The following is a 17,188-nucleotide window of genomic DNA, read 5'->3' as shown; positions in this document are numbered from 1 at the left end:
GCTTGCGGGACCAATCGCCTGGGGGTAAAGCCGCCGGCATGGACCGTTCCGAAAACCTCGTCCCGAAAGACCCCGAGCCACGCATCCATCCGACCGCGGAGCTGAAGGCGTGCAAGCTCGGTCGCTATGCCTCGATCGGCGAGCGAGTGGTGCTGCGCGAGGTGAATGTCGGCGACTTCTCTTATTTTGAACGCCACTGTGAAGCGATCTACACGACGATCGGGAAATTCTGCTCGATCGCCGCCAACAGCCGCATCAATGCGCTGGAGCATCCCATAGAGCGGCTGACCCAGCACAAGCTCAGCTACCGGCCGAACGAGTATTTTCGCTGGCTGGGCGTCGATGCCGCCTTCCGCGAGCGGCGGCGGGCGAAAGCGGTGACCATCGGCCATGATGTCTGGATCGGCCACGGCGCGGTGATCATGCCTGGGGTCGCCATCGGCAACGGTGCCGTCATCGGCGCCAACGCCGTGGTGACGCGTGACGTGCCGTCCTATGCGATCGTCGCCGGCGTGCCGGCGAAGGCACTCCGGCCACGCTTCGCTCCGGATATGGCGGCGCGGATCGAAGCTCTCGCCTGGTGGGACTGGCCGGTCGAAAAGCTCGCCAGAGCGGTTCCCGACATGCAGGCAATGCCGATCGAAGCGTTCCTCGACCGCTGGGAAAACGACGCCGTCTGACCAGTTCAAGTGCGTAGCGTTGAGACGGAGTCGGGCGACGCGCTTCAAGGCCCGCCGGACTGAAACCCCTTCCGCCATGCGGGGGTGGCGCAGCGGAAGGGGCTGGAGGTAAACCGCTGTGAAGCGGAAGGAACAGGCACTCTTGCCTGCAGGATCACTGTGGCATTGAACACATAAGGTGTGTTTTCCTGACTATTCTCCCTATGCGTGTACTCAATTGCAGCTGGGTATTTGTCTGACTCGGGAACCTGAAACGGTCGCTGGTTGTTTCTCATCGCGCCGCAGCGTCGAGGATTCGATAGATGGAAAAGCATTTCACCAAGGTCGCCAACTGGGTCGCCCGCATAGCCGGCCTGCCGCCGACATTCGCCGTCTGTTGCCTGATCATCATCGTCTGGGCGGTGAGCGGTCCGTTCTTCGGCTTCTCGGACACCTGGCAACTCGTCATCAACACGGGCACGACCATCATCACCTTCCTGATGGTCTTCCTGATCCAGAACACTCAGAACCGCGACGGCGCGGCGATCCAGGCCAAACTCGACGAACTGATCCGGGTCGGCAAGGGCCACAACCACTTCATAGGCATCGAGCATCTGACCGAATCCGAAGTCGAGGAAATCCGCGCCAAATGCGAGCGTGCGGCAAAGCGGCATGACGAACAGATCGCCGACACGGCGGCGAAGAAGGTTGTGGCGAGGAAGCGAGGGTCGAAAAAGCAGGCGGCCTGAAAATCAGCCTTTCATGAACGCCGCGAAACTGTCCTTGTGGTCCGGGTGCCAGCGCGACAGGGCTGGGCGGTTTTCGATGATGTCGCCGATCGCCCAGGCCATGCGCTTTTCATCCAGCGGGCGGGCCGCCTCATTGTCCGGGCACAGGATGTAGAAATCGCCTCTGGTCAGGGATTCCAGCATGAAATCCACAACCTGTTCGCCGGTCCAGGCGCCGGCCGGTTTTTCCGTCGCGCCCTCGGTCAGGCCGGTAAAGGTGAAGCCGGGGATCAGCAGATGGGCAGCGACATGGGCGCCGGGTTCGTTGCGTAACGCATGCGCCAGGCCCTCGGTGAAGGTTTTCACCCCTGCCTTGGAGACATTGTAGGCAAGGTTGCCGGGCGGCGTGGTGATGCCTTGCTTGGAGCCGGTGTTGACGATCAAACCCGGCCCGGCCGAGGCCAGCATTCGCGGCGCGAAGGCCTCCACGCCATGCACGACGCCCCAGAAATTGATGTCCAGCAGCCGTTTCCAGGCGTCGCGGTTTTCCCATGGCTTTCCGGGATTGTCGCCGACGCCGGCATTGTTCATCAGCAGCGACACGCCGTCGAAGGCGCCGAACGCCCTCTCGGCGAGGCGGTCCACCTCATCCGCCTTCGAAACGTCGGCGGCGACGGCAAGCACGGCATCGTCGCCGGCAATCGCAGAAACGGCGCGCGAGGCGTCGTCAAGCCGCGCGCCGCCAATGTCGGCCAGCACGATCTTCATGCCCATCAGTGCAAGCCGCTTGGCGGCCGCCAGACCGATGCCGCTGGCGGCGCCGGTGATCACGGCGGCATTGCCTGGGGCAAGCGCGGGCAGGGCGGTCTGGATCTCGGCGTCGGTGATCATGGGCGATGGGTTCCTTGTTCGATGCGCCGAACTTAGCGCCGGAACCGGTCGGTGCAAGCCTCTGCTCGCCTTGTCGGGTTGACCAGTTCGGTCGAGGCTGCGCATGTTGCCCTTTGCCTCCGCAAAAGAGATTTTGCCCTGGGGACAAAACAAACTTTAGCCCTGGGGACAAACGGAGATTTCCTGATTGACGGACTGGGTTGCAATCCTGAAAGAACAGACCGCCATTGGCGACCAGATGGGCCGCGAGGTGCCGCAGATGCTGGCCAATCCCGACATCAGCGAAACGCAGGTGAAGACGCTCTTTTCCGCCTTGGAGAAACAAGCCGAGTTCGTCGAGAAGCTGCGCATGGCGCTGGAAAAGTTCGGCCATGATTTCTCGATCATCAAGGCCGCGGAACGGCTGGAGGAGCGCTATGCCGACCTTGCCGCATCGGTGGCGGAAAAACTGAAAGCGATGCGCAAGTAGCGCAACTCTGGGAAAGACGTGCAACGCTTTGCCTTGAAAATGCGTGAAGACAGCTACTTTTCAATCACCCGCGCAAAGCGCGTATCCGGTACGAGCCATATCATCGCGACCAGCACATAGAGTGCGACGCCGATCCACTGGCTGACGAAGGTCAGCACGACGGCTGCGATGTAGACAGCCAGCGAGAGCTTCCCCTTACGGTCAGTACCCAGCGCCTTGGCAAAGGCGGTATCAATTGCCGTGAAGCCGATGCAGCGCGGCGGCGAGTATGGTGTAGGCGATGGCGCATAGCGCGAGGTCGGTGCCATAGACGGCGACCGGCACCGGCGCAAAGTGGTTCTCGCCCATGAAGGCTGTGGTCACCGGCATCAGCGACAGCCAGAACAGCAGATTGAGGTTGGCCCACAGCACGCGCCCGTCGACCCGCTGCACGGCGTGGAACATGTTGTGCAAATTGTTCCAGTAGATGCCGACATTGATGAAGGACAGCACGTAGCAGAAGAAGATCGGCCACAACGGCACCAGGGCGGAGAAATCCTCGCCATGCGGCACTTTCAACTCAAGCACCATGATGGTGATGATGATAGCCACGACGCCGTCGGTGAATGCCTCGACCCTGCCTTTGCCCATGGATCCCACCTTTGCCCGCGATGAATTGTCGAAAGAGAGAGTAAACGCTAGCGGATGTTGGGGAGCCAATAAATGGCAACCGGGGAATTCCTCAACCATGTCCAAGGAAAATCCGGCATCAGTCCCGCTGGTCAGGACGATTACGGCCGCCCACCGTTGACTTTTCTTGGCTTGGCCGCTCCTTTGCAGGGCAGTCTTGGCCGAAGCAGATGTACGGCCGGGATTCGAATGGAGGGGACTGATGAGATTTCGTTTTCTGCTTGTGGTCGCGACCATCCTGGCCGCGGTCTTCGGGACGTCGGCCGCGGCCTTCGCCTACAGCGCCCACACCTCGACCAACCTTAACGTCCGCAGCGGGCCGGGAGCGGGATACGCCAGGGTGGGAACGCTGCCCGCCGGCTTCAGGGTCAATGTCACCGGCTGCCAGCCGGGCTGGTGTAGAATCCACGGCGGCGGCGTGAGCGGCTGGGCCAGCGCCGGCTATCTCGAACGCTCCCAAATCGTTCGCCCGCCGATCATCATCGTGCGCCCGCCGCATCGGCCGCACTGGCAGCACAGGCCGCACCGTCCTCCACACCATCGCCCGCCGCACAAGCCGCGCCCCGGCAAGTGCAAGATCGCGCCCGGCTTCCCCTGCAGGTGAGGCCGACCGGTTGAGCGATAGATGACGGATCGGAGCCGCTGGCCCCGATCCGAGCCTGTTCAGCCGGCAGATATCTCGCTCAAGCAATGTCCACGGTGCTGTCAGGAGCCTCCCTGTCGGCTGGAACGTCGTGGATGAAACCGCGTTAAAATCCTCGATCCCCGAAAATGGTGACGAGGTTGGCCATGGCCATTCGCAATTTTGCGCATACGCACGAAGGAGCAGGTGGCGACGCTCTTGCAATCCCCACCGTCGCCGCGATGATTGCGGTGCTGTTTGCCGGCAGCACGGTGCTGACGCCGCTCTATATCGTGTACAAGCAGCAATTCGGCTTTTCACAAATCACCCTGACGCTGATCTACGCCGTGTATGTCGTCGGCAATCTGGCGGCATTGGTGATGTTCGGCGGGGTCTCCGATGTCGTCGGGCGCCGGCCCGCGAGCCTGGCGGCGATGCTTGTCGCCATCGTCAGTGCGCTTGTCTTCCTGTTTGCCGGAAACGTCGTCTCGCTCGACGTCGCCCGCATCCTGAGCGGGCTCGGCATCGGCGTCGGCGCGGGGACCGGAACCGCGTGGATTGCCGAGCTTCTTCCCGGCGCGGACAAGTCGCGCGCCAGTGTGATCGCCACCAGCACCAATTTCCTCGGCCTCGGCTTCGGCGCACTGATTTCGGGACTTCTGGCTGAATATGAGCCATGGCCGTTGCGGCTGATCTTCATCGTCTATCTGGCAGCACTTTTGGTGGTAACGATCCTGGTCTGGCGCACTCGCGAAACGGTGGCGAAGCCGGGCGGCCTGCGGCGGCTTTCCTTGCGGCCGCAACTTTCCGTCCCGGAGGAAATCCGTGCGCGCTTCGTCGCGCCGGCGGTGACCGGCTTCGGCGCGATGGCGCTGGTCGGGTTCTACGCCGCGTTGGCGCCGAGCATCCTGGCGCAGCAGCTGCATGTGACCAACCACGCCGTCGCCGGCGCGCTGTTCTTCGAACTGGCGATCGTCACCGCGATCAGCATTGTCGTTCTGATGCACATGAAGAGCAACAAAGCGATGCTGGCTGCGCTGGCATTGATGATCCCAAGCGTCTCGTTGGTGGTGGCGGCGCAGACACTGGCCTCGATGGCACTGATGGTTGCTGCGACGGCCTGTTGCGGCGTTGCGGCGGCGCTTGGTTACCGTGGCGGGCTGCAAGTGGTGAACGAGATCGCGCCGAAGGCTCGTCGCGCCGAAGTGGTGTCCAGCTTCTTCATCTGCTGCTTTGTCGGCAACGCCTTGCCCGTCATCGGCATCGGCATCGTTTCGACCTATGCCAGTCCCATCGCCGCCAGCCTGGCGTTCGCCTGCGTGATCGTGGCGTTTGCGTTGGTGGCACTGGCTTTTGAGCTGAAACAACACGGGCGTTGAGCCCTGGAGCTGTCCAGCGGAACCGGGTTGGCTTCAGCCGTTCGGTGTTTCAGGCGAAAGATGCGCGCGTCCGCGCGGCACGCCAAGACCGGTGTCCGGCGGCTCGCCGGCGGCCGGCCTGTTCTCGATCATGTGCGTGGTGCGCCAGCGGCCGAAACGGTAGTAGGCAGAGGCCAGTATAAGCGAGCTGATTGAACCGGCCGGGAAACTCCACCACAGCGCTTCCTCGCCGATCACGCCACGCATGAAATAGGCAAAGCCGGTGCGCACGATCAGCACCGAAATGACCAGGATGATCAGCGGCGGCATCACGGCACCCGTGGCTCTTACGGTGGCAAACAGCACGATGGTTATGCCGAACAGAATGAACGACCACGAGGCGACATTGTTGATGTGGACGGCGATGTCGATCGCCGCGCTGTCGCTGCTCAGGAACAGGCTCAGCACCGAACGGTCGAAAACCGACAGCACGGCAACCAGCGCGCCGGTCAGGACCAGGTTGAAGCCTACACCGGAGGCGGCGATGCGGCCGATCCGGTCCCAGCGCCCGGCGCCGACATTTTGCGCCGCCATCGAGGACACCGCGGCGCCGATGGCGAGCGCCGGCATCTGGATATAGGTCCACAGCTGGGCGGCGATGGCCGTAAGCGGCGGCGACCTGCGAGCCGTTGGAGTTGACCATGCCCATCACTGTCAATGCAGCCGCGGAGATGACAATCATCTGCAGACCCATCGGCACGCCCTTGAAGACGACGATGCGAAGCAAGGTGGGATCGGGCCGCAACAGAGCGAGGTTGGCGCCGGCCAGCCGCAGCGGATGCTTGCGCACATAGAGCACGATCAGGATGGCGATCACGCTTACCGTCTGGCCGATCAGCGTCGACGTGGCGGAGCCTGCGATACCGAGCTCGGGAAACGGCCCGATGCCGCGGATGAGCAATGGGTTGAGCACGATGTCGAGGACGACGGCCAGAGCCATGAAGAAGAAGGGCGTGCGTGAATCGCCGGCACCGCGCAGCACGGTCATGACGAAGGACAGAAGGTTCATCATCGGCACGGCGACGAAGATGATGCGCAGATAGGACCGGGCCAGCGGCAAGGCATCGGCCGGTGTGCCGAGCGTGTTGAGAATGGCGTCGACCCAGATCCAGCCGCAGACCGCGAAGATAACCGAGACGAGGAAGAAGAACGTCGCGCTGGTGCCGACGATGCGGCGCGCCTCGGGCAGGTCGCGGGCACCGACCGACTGGGCCACCAGAATGGTGGCCGCCATGCCGATGCCAAACACAGTGCCGAGGATCAGGAACAGGACGAGGTTGGCGTTGGAGGTGGCGGTCAGCGCCGATTCGCCGAGGAAACGGCCGACCCAGACGGCGTTGATCGATCCGTTGAGCGACTGCAGCACGTTGGAGCCGAGCACCGGCAAGGCGAACAGCAGAAGCGTGCGCGGGATCGGGCCGCTGGTCAGGTCGCCGGTGCGCCGGCGCGCGGGCATTTTTTCGTCCATGGCGGGCAGCTCGGCAGATGGTGATTTGGGATCCAGTCCACGATGATATCGCAGGCGGGACCGAGATGCACCCTTGCGAACGCGCCGCACGGTTGAAAGGCCGCTGCCCCGTTCATGCCCAGCCGCGAGCCCCAGCGGACGCGCCAAGCGCGCCCGCCCGGGCAGTGGTGGTTACTTCTTGGCCAGACCCGGCAGCGTGACCTGATAGACCAGGAACATGGTGTCGACATTGGCGCCGTCTTCGGCCTTGTAGGGCGCGCCGACCTGAAAACCGTCCTGGGCGAGGAAGTCGTTGTCGTTGGCGACGAACAGGAAGTAGTCGTCGGGCAGCTTCGGATCCAGAACGCTGACCACTGACATCGCCTCCCACTTCTCGGACAGGTTATCCTGGTCGTTGGGCGCGCCATTGTGCAGGCCGAAGCGGCCGAGCTCGGCACTGTCGTTGATGTCGATGAATGGCGTCAGCTTGGCCGGTGTCACCGATGGGTCGACGACGCCCTTGGGGGCGACCGGCTTGTCAGCGGCGTCGAAGGCGCCGCCGGCGATGTCGGTCGCGGTGGATAGGTCGACGACGTTGACCTGGCGATAGAGCGAGGTGTGGCCCTTCAGCCCCTGGCCGTTGCCGCTGTCGCGCGCCAGCATCAGGAAGGTCTGATCCGACAGTGCCACGATCTCGCTCTGCGCGGCGACCTTGGTCTTGCCCTTGGCATCCTTGAACACCGGCAGCGGCACGACATACTCATGCGCCAGCTTGAGATGGCCGAGGTCGGATGCGTCGTAGACCAGGGCGCGGGTGTTCTGGCGCGTGGCGGGCGAATCGCCGCCGTCCTGCCGGGGCGCCGACTGCAGCACGGCGATCAGGAACTTGCCGTCTGGCGTCATTGCCATGCCTTCGAGGCCTTGGTTGTTCTGGCGGCCGGTTTCGGGATCCTTCGGATCGGGCTCGGCGGCACCGGGTCCCGGATTGTCCGAGGCGAAGTTCGGCGTGCCGTGGCGCATCGGCACGAGGGCGGCCGGTGGCTGGGTTGCCGACAGCAGATGCCCGTCGGCGGAAAACCGATAGATGTTCGGGCCGTATTCGTCGGAGATGAACATCGAACCGTCGGGCAGCCGCACGATCGCCTCGTTGTCGAGCGCCAGCTTGCCATTGTCGGCTTGCGGCAGGATCGGCATGTCGCCGCTTGCCGCGCGCACGCCGTTGAGCGGGTCGAGGCCGGTGGCATCAGCGCCCTTGTCGTCGGTGAGCAGCATGGTGTCGGCGAGCGTCGCCTTGACGCCCGTCTGCTCCTGGCCGGCAGCGGGTGCGGCACCCAATGCGGTCGGCATGAATTCTATGCCGATGGTGTTGAGGCGCGGCCGGTAGTCGGTGGTGCCGACGACATTGTAGCCGCGGTCGGGCAGCAGCCAGAGCGAACCCTTGTAACCATCGGCGCCGTGCGTCCAGCCTGATGTGTCGATCGCCATGCCGGAGCCCGAGCCGAAGGTCTCGCCGAACTTGTCGCGCTGAGCGGCCGGGATGCGGCCGACACCGACCAGCCCCTTGTTGACGAGGCCGCCGACGGTCGCGGTGCTGTCGGCGAGCGCCGGCGTCAAGGCGGTGAACAAGGCCAGCGCGACGCCGAGCGACGCGGTTCGGTACAGGTGTTTCATGGATAATCCTCTTTGTGACGGATGTGCCGCGAGGCGCGACATCGATGATGCCGCGCAGGCCTCCCCGAAACGCGGTCTACGGCGCGAACATGATGCTTACGTGACAGCGCGCGGTGCATGCCGGCGGTCGACGAAAAACGATGCGCGCGCGCGGCACTAGACACTTATGTCCAGTGAATATATGCTCCAGCCTTCGGACTAACCGTGGAGGGGAAGCCTTGAAGTCGCACTACCGCGCAGTCGTCATCGGAGGTGGCGTGGTTGGAGCCTCGGTGCTCTATCACCTGACGCGGTTCGGCTGGAGGGATGTGGCGCTGATCGAGCGCGCCGAACTGACGGCCGGTTCGACGTGGCACGCGGCGGCAGGCTTCCATTCGCTCAACGCGGATCCCAACGTGGCGGCGCTGCAGGACTACACCATCAATCTCTACCGGGAGATCGAGGCCGAATCCGGCTGGGATATCGGCCTGCACATGAAGGGCGGCGTCAACATCGCCAGCGATCCCGCGCGCTGGGAGTGGCTGAAATCGGCCTGGGCGGTGTTCCAGTCGGTCGGCATCGAGACCGCTAGGTTGGTAACGCCCGATGAGATCAAGACGATCTGCCCGATCGTCGACGTCACCGGTGTGCTTGGCGGGCTGCATGATTCCAACGAAGGCCATCTCGACCCGTACGGCACGACGCATGCCTATGCGGGTGCTGCGAAGAAGCGCGGCGCCGACATCATCCTGCGCAACCGGGTCGTCGAGTTGAAGCCGCGCGCCGACGGTCGCTGGGATGTCATCACGGAGCAGGGCACCATCATCGCCGAGCATGTCGTCAATGCCGGCGGGCTGTGGGCAAAGCAGCTCGGCCGCATGGCCGGCGTCGACCTGCCGGTGACGCCGATGGAGCACCATTATTTCATCACTGAGGACATTCCCGAGATCGCGGCGCTGGACAGGGAAATCGGCATCGCCGTCGATCTCGATGGCTTTTCGTATCTCCGGCAGGAGCGCAAGGGCGTGCTGCTGGGCGTTTACGAGCAGAATCCGAAGCACTGGAACATGGATGGTGCGCCATGGGACTACGGCATCGAGCTGATCCCGGAAGACATCGATCGCATCAGCCCGGAACTCGCCAAGGCGCATGAGCGCTTCCCTTGCCTGGCGACTGCCGGCATCCGCAAATGGGTCAACGGTGCCTTCACCTTCACCCCGGACGGCAATCCGATTGTCGGGCCGGTGCGGGGGCTGAAGAATTACTGGGTCGCCTGCGGCGTCATGGCCGGTTTCAGCCAGGGCGGCGGCGTCGGCAAGTCGCTGGCCGAATGGATGATTTACGGCGAACCGCAGGCCGACATTTTTGGCATGGACATCGCCCGCTACGGCGCCTTCGCCGCCAACCGGGAATATCTCAAGCAGACCACGCGCCAGTTCTATTCGCGCCGCTTCGTCATGACCTTTCCCAATGAACGGCTGCCCGCCGGCCGGCCGCTGAAACGCCCCGGCGCCTATGACGGCATGACGGCCGCGGGATGCGAATGGACGGCTTCCTGGGGGCTGGAAATCCCGGCCTATTTCGCGCCGATGGGATTTGCCGAGAACACGACGCTGCGGCGCTCCAACGCCTTCGACATCGTCGGCGACGAGGCGCTGCAGGTGCGGCGCGCCGCCGGTCTCGTCGATATCTCGGCCTATTCGCGCTATGCGGTGGCGGGGCCAGGTGCGGAAGCCTGGCTCGACCGGCTGCTCGCCTGCAAGCTGCCGAAACCCGGACGGGCCGGCCTGGCGCCAATGCTCGGTCTTGACGGACGGCTGAAGGGCGACCTCACCGTCTTCAACTGGGGCGGCGGCAGCTATTGGCTGATGGGCTCCTACTATCTCCGGGAATTCCACATGCGCTGGTTCGAGAGCCATGCGGCTGAAGGCGTCACCGTCGCCGACCTGTCCGACACGATGAGCGGCTTTCTGCTGACCGGGCCGAACGCGCGCAAAATACTGGAGCGAACGACGCATCAGGATGTTTCCGGCGCAGCGCTGCCGTTCATGGCCTGCGGCGCATTTGATATCGGCATGGTGCAGGCACGTGTTGCGCGGCTGTCGATATCAGGCGAACTCGGCTTCGAAATCAGTTGCCCCGTGACCATGCATGCCACTCTGCGCGACACGCTGCTGGGCGCTGGCGAGGATCTCGGCTTGGCCGAAATCGGCTATTACGCGCTCAACGCATTGCGACTGGAAAAAAGCTTCGGCATCTGGTCGCGGGAATTCACGCAGGGCTATACCCCAGGCCAGACCGGTCTCGACCGCTTCATCGCTTTCGGCAAGGGTGACTTCACCGGTCGCGAAGCGGCGTTGAAGGAGCGCGACGCCGGTGCCTCGCAACGGATCGTGACGCTGGAGATCGACGCTATTGATGCCGATGCCAGCGGTTTCGAGCCAGTCTGGCATGACAGTCGGCGCGTCGGTTTCGTCACCTCGGGCGGATTTGGTTACACGATCGGCAAGAGCGTCGCACTGGCGTTGGTGGACGACGATTTTGCCGAGGAGGGGACGGCGCTTTCGGTGCACATTGTGGGCGTCGAGCGGCCGGCACGCGTCATCGCGGCCTCGCCCTACGATCCCGAGGGCAAGGCAATGCGGCAATGAGGAGGATTTCCGATGGTCGATGACGCGGCACGGGATGGCAGGCGCGAACGCCGGCGTGGACGCACGGGCGAGGCCGGCAGCGAAAGCAGCCGCCGGCCGAATTACCATTCGCTGAAGAACCCGTTCCTGCCGCAGCCGATCTTTTCGGACGATCAGGTGGCCGCGATTCACGACACCGCGCTGCGGGTGCTGGAAGAGCTCGGCATCAAGGTGCTGCTGCCGCAGGCGCGTGAGCTTTTCGCCAGCGCCGGCGCCCTGGTCGATCCGGACACCGACATGGTGCGCATCGGGCGCGACATGGTGACGGCGGCACTCGCCTCGGCGCCGAGATCGATCCACGCTCATGCCGGTTCGCGCGCCCGCGATCTGATGCTGGAGCTCGGCTCGATGACCTTCCTGGCCGGGTGCGGGGCGCCGAACGTCACCGATCTCGAGCGCGGCCGGCGGCCGGGAACACTGGCGGATTTCGAGGATCTCATGCGGCTGGTGCAGCATTTCGACGTGCTGCATATGCTGGGGCCCTGCATCGAACCGCAGGATGTCGACAACCGCTTTCGGCACTATGCCGTCAACCGCGCGCAGCTGACGCTGTCGGACAAGCTCCCGTTCGTCTTCGCGCGCGGCACGCCGCAAGTCGAGGACGGGTTCGAGATGCTTCGTCTGGCGCGCGGCCTGTCGCAGGACGAGTTTCTGGCAAATGCATATTGCTACACCGTCATCAACACCAACTCGCCGCGCCAGCTCGACATCCCGATGGCGCAAGGCATCATCGATTTCGCCCGCGCGGGCCAAATCTCCGTCATCACGCCGTTCTGCCTGGCAGGCGCCATGGCGCCGATCACGGTGGCCGGCGCGTTGACGCTGCAGCACGCCGAAGCGCTGGCCGGGCTGACGCTGGCGCAGATCGTGCGGCCGGGTGCGCCGGTCGTCTATGGCTCGTTCTCCTCCAATGTCGACATGAAATCCGGCGCGCCAGCCTTCGGTACGCCCGAGCATGTCAAGGCGACGCTGGGCGCCGGTCAGCTGGCGCGCTTCACCGGGCTGCCGTGGCGGTCCGGCGGCGGCAGTGCCGCAAACATCTCGGATGCGCAGGCCGCGCACGAAACGCAGTTCGCGCTGTGGGGTTCGGTGCTGGCTGGGGCGACGATGTGCATCCATGCCGCCGGCTGGCTGGAGGGCGGCCTCAGTGTCTCCTTCGAGAAGCTGATCACCGACATCGAGGCGCTGCAGACGGTGGCTGAACTTTGTGCCGCGACGCCCGGCGACACCGATACGATCGGCTTCGAGGCGATCGCCGAGGTGCAGCCGGGCGGCCACTTCTTCTCGGCCGGCCACACCATGGCGCGCTACCGCACCGCCTTCTACGAACCGCTGGTGGCCGACTGGTCGAATTTCGGCAACTGGACGCAGAGCGGCTCGAAGACGGCGAGCGAGCGCGCCACCGGTGTCTGGAGGCGGGTGCTTGCCGATTTCGCGCCGCCGGCAACGGCTGCCGCCACCGCCGGCGTGCTGGATGAGTTTATCGCGCGGCGCACGGCAGAGGGCGGAGCGGCGCCGGTGTCTTAAGGCCGCTCTCGCTGATCGCCCTGGTTGTGGCGCGATCCGGAGCCTACAGCGCCTCCCGCGCATTCAAGGTTGCGGCCGGTGCACTGCGGCACCGATGTGCTGTTTGAGGGGAGGACGACATCGGCGGTCCTGCTGCCACCATCAATCGCTGTCGCGTGCGACCAGCTCCAGCGGCCAGACCTCGCGGATGATCCGCGGCCCCTCCGGGCCGGCGAAGGCGGGAAGCGACGCCAGCAGCATTTCGGCGAGGCGTTGTCCCATTGGCTCCAGCGCCGGGCGGAAGGCGGTCAGCGCCGGGGAAAAATAGCGGCAGAGCGGCGTGTCGACGATGACGGTCACCGCCATGTCTTGACCCGGCCTGATGCCCATCTCGGCCAGCGCCTTGCAGCCGCCCAGCGCCATTGCATCATTGTTGAAGATGATGGCGGTCGGCGGGGCCTTGGAGCGCATCACCTGAGGCGTCACCTCGTAGCCGCCGGCCTCGTTGATGAAGCCGGAGGCGATCAGCTCGGGGTCGATCTCGATGCCGTGCCGCTTCAGGGCCTTGCGGTAGCCGGCCAGGAACAAATAGCCGAAGTTGAGGTCGAGCGACGGACGGACGGCGGCGATGCGGCGGTGGCCGCGCGCCACCAGGCGGTCGACGGCGTCGGCGCCGGCCTTCTCGAAATCGAGGTCGAGGGAAGGATAGGACTTGGCCCCGGAGCGACTGCGGCCGAGCGTGGCGAAGGGAAAGCCGGCTTGCGTGAGATAGTCGATGCGCTCGTCCTCGCGCCGCGTCCAGGCCAGCAGCACCGCGTCGGCGCGGCGCGTTTCGACGACACGGCGCAGGCGCTCCTGCTGGTAGTCGCCCGGCGCCCCCATGACCACGGTCAGGTCGAGCCCGCTTTCGGCAAGCCTGGCCTGCAGCCCGATCAGGAATGGAATGAAGAACGGCTCGCCATATTGCTGGTCACCGGGATGCGGCTGCAGCATGAACGCGATCGAATGGGTGGCGCCTTGCCTCAGGCTGCGGCCGGACTGGTTCGGCGAATAGTTGAGCGTCCTGGCCGCCTCGAGCACGCGCTGGCGCGTGTCGGCATTTACATCGGCGCGGCCGTTCAGCGCTCGCGACACCGTGCCGATCGATATGTTCAAGTGACGGGCAAGGTCGTGAATGCTGGACGCCAAGAGACTGTTCTCCCCCTTGCTTGGCTAGCACCGGTAGCCGCTCAGGCCAAGGCGGCAAGACGAATTTCGCCAAGGGCCAATTGACATTCTACGCCTCCGGGTGTGTTCTCGTAAACGTTTACGGAAAAACGTTTACGGTCCTGCCGTAGATGCCGTGACGATCGGCCTGGAGGGACCGAGCGGAGGAGGAGCGCTGGATGATCGATGTCGTCCTGGTCGGCTGCGGAGCGATGAGCAAGGCCTGGCTCGATGCCATCAGGCAGATCCACGGGCTCACCCTTGTCGGCCTCGTGGATCTCGATGCCGACAGGGCACGGGCGAGGGCGCGCGAATACGACCTCACCAATGCTGTCATCGGCAGCAATCTCGACGCCGTGCTCGACCAGACCAAACCGCAAGCGGTGTTCGACGTGGTGGTTCCAGCCGCCCGGCGCGAAGTCGCTTTTTCCGCTTTTGCCCACAATTGCCATCTGCTGACGGAAAAGCCGCTCGCCGACAGTCCGGAAAATGCGCGCGCCATCGTCGAGGCCGCGCGCCGCGCCGGGCGCATTCACGCCGTCGTGCAGAACCGCCGCTATGTCGCCAATGTCAGGCGCATCCGCAGATTCCTGGATTCCGGCGCCATTGGTACGCCGACCAGCATCCACGCCGACTTCTTCGTCGCGCCGCATTTCGGCGGCTTTCGCGAGGAGATGGCGCATGTGCTGCTGCTCGACATGGCGATCCACACCTTCGACGCCGCCCGCTACATGGTCGCCGGCGAGCCGGCCAATGTCCATTGCCAGGAATGGGAGCCGGCCAATTCCTGGTACCGGCAGGGATCGTCGGCCAGCGCCGTCTTCGATCTCGGCCGCGGCAAGGTCTTCACCTATGCCGGCAGCTGGTGCGCCGCCGGCTTCCGCACCAGCTGGGAAGGCAGCTGGCGCATCGTCGCCGAGCGCGGCAGCCTCATCTGGGACGGTCATGACGAGCTGAGGGCAGAAGCAGTGATGCCGGGCCGCGACGGAATGTTCGACAAAACCCAGCCGATCACGGTGCCGCCGCTTGATGCGTCCGATCGCGTCGGCGGCCATCTCGGCATTCTCCAGGATTTCGTGCACGCCATCGAGACCGGCACCGAGCCGGAAACGCGCGGCGCCGACAACATCAAGAGCCTGGCCATGGTTTTTGGCGCCATCGAAAGCGCCGATACCGGCCGCCGCGTGGCGATCGCAGAGGACGCACAATGACGCCGAACCCGCTTCTCGACATCCGGATCGGCACCATGGTGCGGGCCAATCTCGACGACCCGGCGGCTTACGTCAAACAGATCCTGCCGCTCGGCTTCGAGAGCATCCAACCCTTCTTCTGGCAGACGCTTGGCGGCAAGGACCTGCCGCTTCTCGCCGGCCAGATCCGCGAGGCGATCGGCGATGCCGACGTCATCGTGTCCTCGCTGGGCGTGTTCGGCAATCCGCTGGAAGACGGCGAGGTCGACCGCGGCGTGCTCAAGGCCTGGGAGACGGTGATCGACAATGCGCATCTGTTCGGCACCTCGATGGTCAGCGGCTTCACCGGCCGCCTGCGCGGCAAGAAGCTGACGGACAGCCTGCCGCGCTTCAAGGAGGTCTGGGGACCGTTGGCCAGGCGTGCCGCCGACAAGGGCGTGCGCATCGCGTTCGAGAACTGCGCCATGGACGGCAACTGGGCCGCCGGCGACTGGAACATTGCCCACAATCCGGACGCCTGGGAGCTGATGTTCAACGAAGTGCCCGACGACAATCTCGGACTGGAATGGGAGCCCTGCCACCAGCTCGTCTATCTGATCGACCCGATGCCGCAGATCCGCAAATGGGCGCCGCGCATCTTCCACGTCCACGGCAAGGACGCGACGGTGCGTTGGGACGTGATCCGCGAGCATGGCGTGTTCGGCCGACTGCCCTTCGTGCAGATGCGCACGCCCGGTTTCGGCGACAGCGACTGGACGCGGGTGATCAGCGAATTGCGACTGGCCGGCTACAAGGGCGCCATCGACATCGAAGGCTGGCACGACCCGGTCTATCGCGGCGACCTCGAGATCACCGGCCAGGTGCGGGCGCTGGAATATCTCAAGCAATGCCGGGGAGGGGCCAGCTACCTGCCGAACCCGATGTGAGGATCGGCCGGCGGGAGGAGCCGGCCGGGATGTCTGCAACGCACATTGACGAAGCGAATGTCGAAACCCCTCGCTTGCGAGGACAAAAAGGGAGGATAAGTGCATGAGCATGACGATGAGAAGGACAGTTCTGCGCTCGACCGTCGTGGCCGCCGCCACGGTGCTTGCCGCCGCGATCTCCACCTTGCCTGCGCAGGCGCTCGACGCCAAATGGTGCAAGGACGTCCACATCCGCTTCTTCGTCGGCGGCGCCGAGGGCGACGCTTTCGGCACCATCGTCTACAATGGCGCCAAGCAGGCAGAGGCCGATCTCGGGCCGAAGGTCGACTACATCTTCTCCCAGTGGGACATCGAAAAGATGGTGCAGCAACTGCGCGAGGCCGTCGCGGTCAAGCCCAACGGCATCGCCATGATGGGCCATCCGGGCGACGCGTCGATCATGCCGCTCGCCGAACAGGCGCACAAGGACGGCATCAAGATGATGTATCAGAACGTGCCGGTGCCGAAGGTGATGGCGGCATTCGGCGGCGGCTATATCGGCGCCCAGCAGGAACAGCAGGGCCGCGCGCTCGGCGCCGAGGCGTTCAAGCTGGGCAAGCTGAAGGCCGGTGACAAGGCGATCATGATCGGCCCGTTCGAAAACGAAAGTCGCGGCGCGCGCGAGCGCGGCACGGTGGCAGCGCTCAAGGAAGCCGGCGTCGAGGTCATCCAGTTGTCCTCACCGCCGAGCGGCGAATGGGCGTCCGATCCCAATCTGGCCATTCCGGTGATCACCGCGGCGCTGCTCAACAATCCCGACGTCAAGGCGGTCGGCTATCCCGGCGGGCAGATGCTCGGCAATGTCTCGACCTACATGCAGGCGGCCGGACGCAAGGCGGGCGAGATCTTCAACTTCGGCTTCGACACCAGCCCGCAGATCGTCGAGGGCTTCAAGGGCGGCTGGGTGCAATTGACCGCCGACCAGCAGCCGTTCCTGCAGGGCTACCTGCCGATCCTCAGCCTCTGCCAGCAGGTGGTGCTGGGGCTGGCGCCGATGAATGTCGACACCGGCGCCGGCTTCGTCACGCCCGAAAATTACGAGATCGTCGCTGAGCTCGCCAAGCAGGCGCTGCGCTGA

General features: G+C 64.6%; 16 protein-coding genes. 11 read left to right on the top strand and 5 right to left on the bottom strand.

What is annotated here, in order from left to right:
- Nucleotides 1–38 precede the first annotated feature (38 nt).
- Both NKI99_RS14485 and NKI99_RS14480 read left to right on the top strand, forming a co-directional pair.
- Entirely contained in the window at nucleotides 39–680 is a 642-nt protein-coding gene (locus NKI99_RS14485) for a transferase hexapeptide repeat family protein (RefSeq protein ID WP_023813124.1), read from the top strand.
- 302 nt (nucleotides 681–982) lie between these two features.
- Nucleotides 983–1,408, top strand: coding sequence for a low affinity iron permease family protein (locus NKI99_RS14480; RefSeq protein WP_352611262.1), 426 nt, complete (start codon nucleotides 983–985; stop codon nucleotides 1,406–1,408).
- Nucleotides 1,409–1,411: 3 nt separating this feature from the next.
- On the opposite strand, the gene NKI99_RS14475 is transcribed toward NKI99_RS14480, so the two are convergent.
- The gene (locus NKI99_RS14475; RefSeq protein ID WP_352442249.1) at nucleotides 1,412–2,278 is read right to left on the bottom strand and encodes an SDR family NAD(P)-dependent oxidoreductase; all 867 of its coding nucleotides are present in this window, start codon (nucleotides 2,276–2,278) and stop codon (nucleotides 1,412–1,414) included.
- 187 nt (nucleotides 2,279–2,465) lie between these two features.
- Between NKI99_RS14475 and NKI99_RS14470 the strand changes: the two genes are divergently transcribed.
- Nucleotides 2,466–2,747: a hypothetical protein gene (locus tag NKI99_RS14470; RefSeq protein ID WP_023813121.1), complete on the top strand. Its 282-nt coding sequence runs from the start codon at nucleotides 2,466–2,468 to the stop codon at nucleotides 2,745–2,747.
- Between the two features lie 231 nt (nucleotides 2,748–2,978).
- Here the strand turns inward: NKI99_RS14470 and NKI99_RS14465 are convergent, their stop codons facing one another.
- On the bottom strand, nucleotides 2,979–3,377 hold the full coding sequence (locus tag NKI99_RS14465; RefSeq protein WP_352611260.1) for a TMEM175 family protein: 399 nt from the start codon (nucleotides 3,375–3,377) through the stop codon (nucleotides 2,979–2,981).
- 241 nt (nucleotides 3,378–3,618) lie between these two features.
- On the opposite strand from NKI99_RS14465, the gene NKI99_RS14460 reads away from it, so the two are divergent.
- Nucleotides 3,619–4,020, top strand: coding sequence for an SH3 domain-containing protein (locus NKI99_RS14460; protein ID WP_023813119.1), 402 nt, complete (start codon nucleotides 3,619–3,621; stop codon nucleotides 4,018–4,020).
- 185 nt (nucleotides 4,021–4,205) lie between these two features.
- The gene (locus NKI99_RS14455) at nucleotides 4,206–5,417 is read left to right on the top strand and encodes an MFS transporter (protein ID WP_352611258.1); all 1,212 of its coding nucleotides are present in this window, start codon (nucleotides 4,206–4,208) and stop codon (nucleotides 5,415–5,417) included.
- Between the two features lie 33 nt (nucleotides 5,418–5,450).
- Here NKI99_RS14455 and NKI99_RS14450 read toward each other — a convergent pair whose 3' ends face one another.
- On the bottom strand, nucleotides 5,451–6,026 hold the full coding sequence (locus NKI99_RS14450; RefSeq protein ID WP_352611256.1) for an MATE family efflux transporter: 576 nt from the start codon (nucleotides 6,024–6,026) through the stop codon (nucleotides 5,451–5,453).
- A 28-nt stretch (nucleotides 6,027–6,054) separates the two neighbouring features.
- On the opposite strand from NKI99_RS14450, the gene NKI99_RS14445 reads away from it, so the two are divergent.
- Nucleotides 6,055–6,417, top strand: coding sequence for a hypothetical protein (locus tag NKI99_RS14445; RefSeq protein ID WP_352611254.1), 363 nt, complete (start codon nucleotides 6,055–6,057; stop codon nucleotides 6,415–6,417).
- Between the two features lie 678 nt (nucleotides 6,418–7,095).
- On the opposite strand, the gene NKI99_RS14435 is transcribed toward NKI99_RS14445, so the two are convergent.
- Nucleotides 7,096–8,574: an esterase-like activity of phytase family protein gene (locus tag NKI99_RS14435; RefSeq protein WP_128303512.1), complete on the bottom strand. Its 1,479-nt coding sequence runs from the start codon at nucleotides 8,572–8,574 to the stop codon at nucleotides 7,096–7,098.
- A 218-nt stretch (nucleotides 8,575–8,792) separates the two neighbouring features.
- On the opposite strand from NKI99_RS14435, the gene NKI99_RS14430 reads away from it, so the two are divergent.
- Entirely contained in the window at nucleotides 8,793–11,204 is a 2,412-nt protein-coding gene (locus NKI99_RS14430) for a GcvT family protein (protein ID WP_352611253.1), read from the top strand.
- A gap of 12 nt (nucleotides 11,205–11,216) precedes the next feature.
- A complete protein-coding gene (locus tag NKI99_RS14425; protein ID WP_352611252.1) occupies nucleotides 11,217–12,770 on the top strand; it encodes a trimethylamine methyltransferase family protein in 1,554 nt (517 codons plus the stop codon).
- Between the two features lie 141 nt (nucleotides 12,771–12,911).
- Here the strand turns inward: NKI99_RS14425 and NKI99_RS14420 are convergent, their stop codons facing one another.
- Nucleotides 12,912–13,937, bottom strand: a complete 1,026-nt coding sequence (locus NKI99_RS14420; RefSeq protein WP_128303515.1) for a LacI family DNA-binding transcriptional regulator — start codon at nucleotides 13,935–13,937, stop codon at nucleotides 12,912–12,914.
- 197 nt (nucleotides 13,938–14,134) lie between these two features.
- Between NKI99_RS14420 and NKI99_RS14415 the strand changes: the two genes are divergently transcribed.
- From NKI99_RS14415 to NKI99_RS14405, 3 genes are all read left to right on the top strand, one after another.
- Nucleotides 14,135–15,166 (top strand): Gfo/Idh/MocA family protein, encoded by a 1,032-nt coding sequence (locus tag NKI99_RS14415; protein WP_352611250.1) that lies wholly within the window; start codon nucleotides 14,135–14,137, stop codon nucleotides 15,164–15,166.
- On the top strand, nucleotides 15,163–16,071 hold the full coding sequence (locus tag NKI99_RS14410; RefSeq protein ID WP_352611248.1) for a sugar phosphate isomerase/epimerase family protein: 909 nt from the start codon (nucleotides 15,163–15,165) through the stop codon (nucleotides 16,069–16,071). The genes NKI99_RS14415 and NKI99_RS14410 overlap by 4 nt, the downstream gene beginning before the upstream one ends.
- A gap of 103 nt (nucleotides 16,072–16,174) precedes the next feature.
- Nucleotides 16,175–17,188, top strand: coding sequence for a substrate-binding domain-containing protein (locus NKI99_RS14405; protein WP_352611246.1), 1,014 nt, complete (start codon nucleotides 16,175–16,177; stop codon nucleotides 17,186–17,188).

Source organism: Mesorhizobium sp. M0239, from assembly GCF_040321815.1.
Classification (GTDB): domain Bacteria; phylum Pseudomonadota; class Alphaproteobacteria; order Rhizobiales; family Rhizobiaceae; genus Mesorhizobium.
The sequence above is the reverse complement of the archived record's forward strand: the minus strand, read 5'-3'. Positions and strand labels throughout refer to the sequence as shown.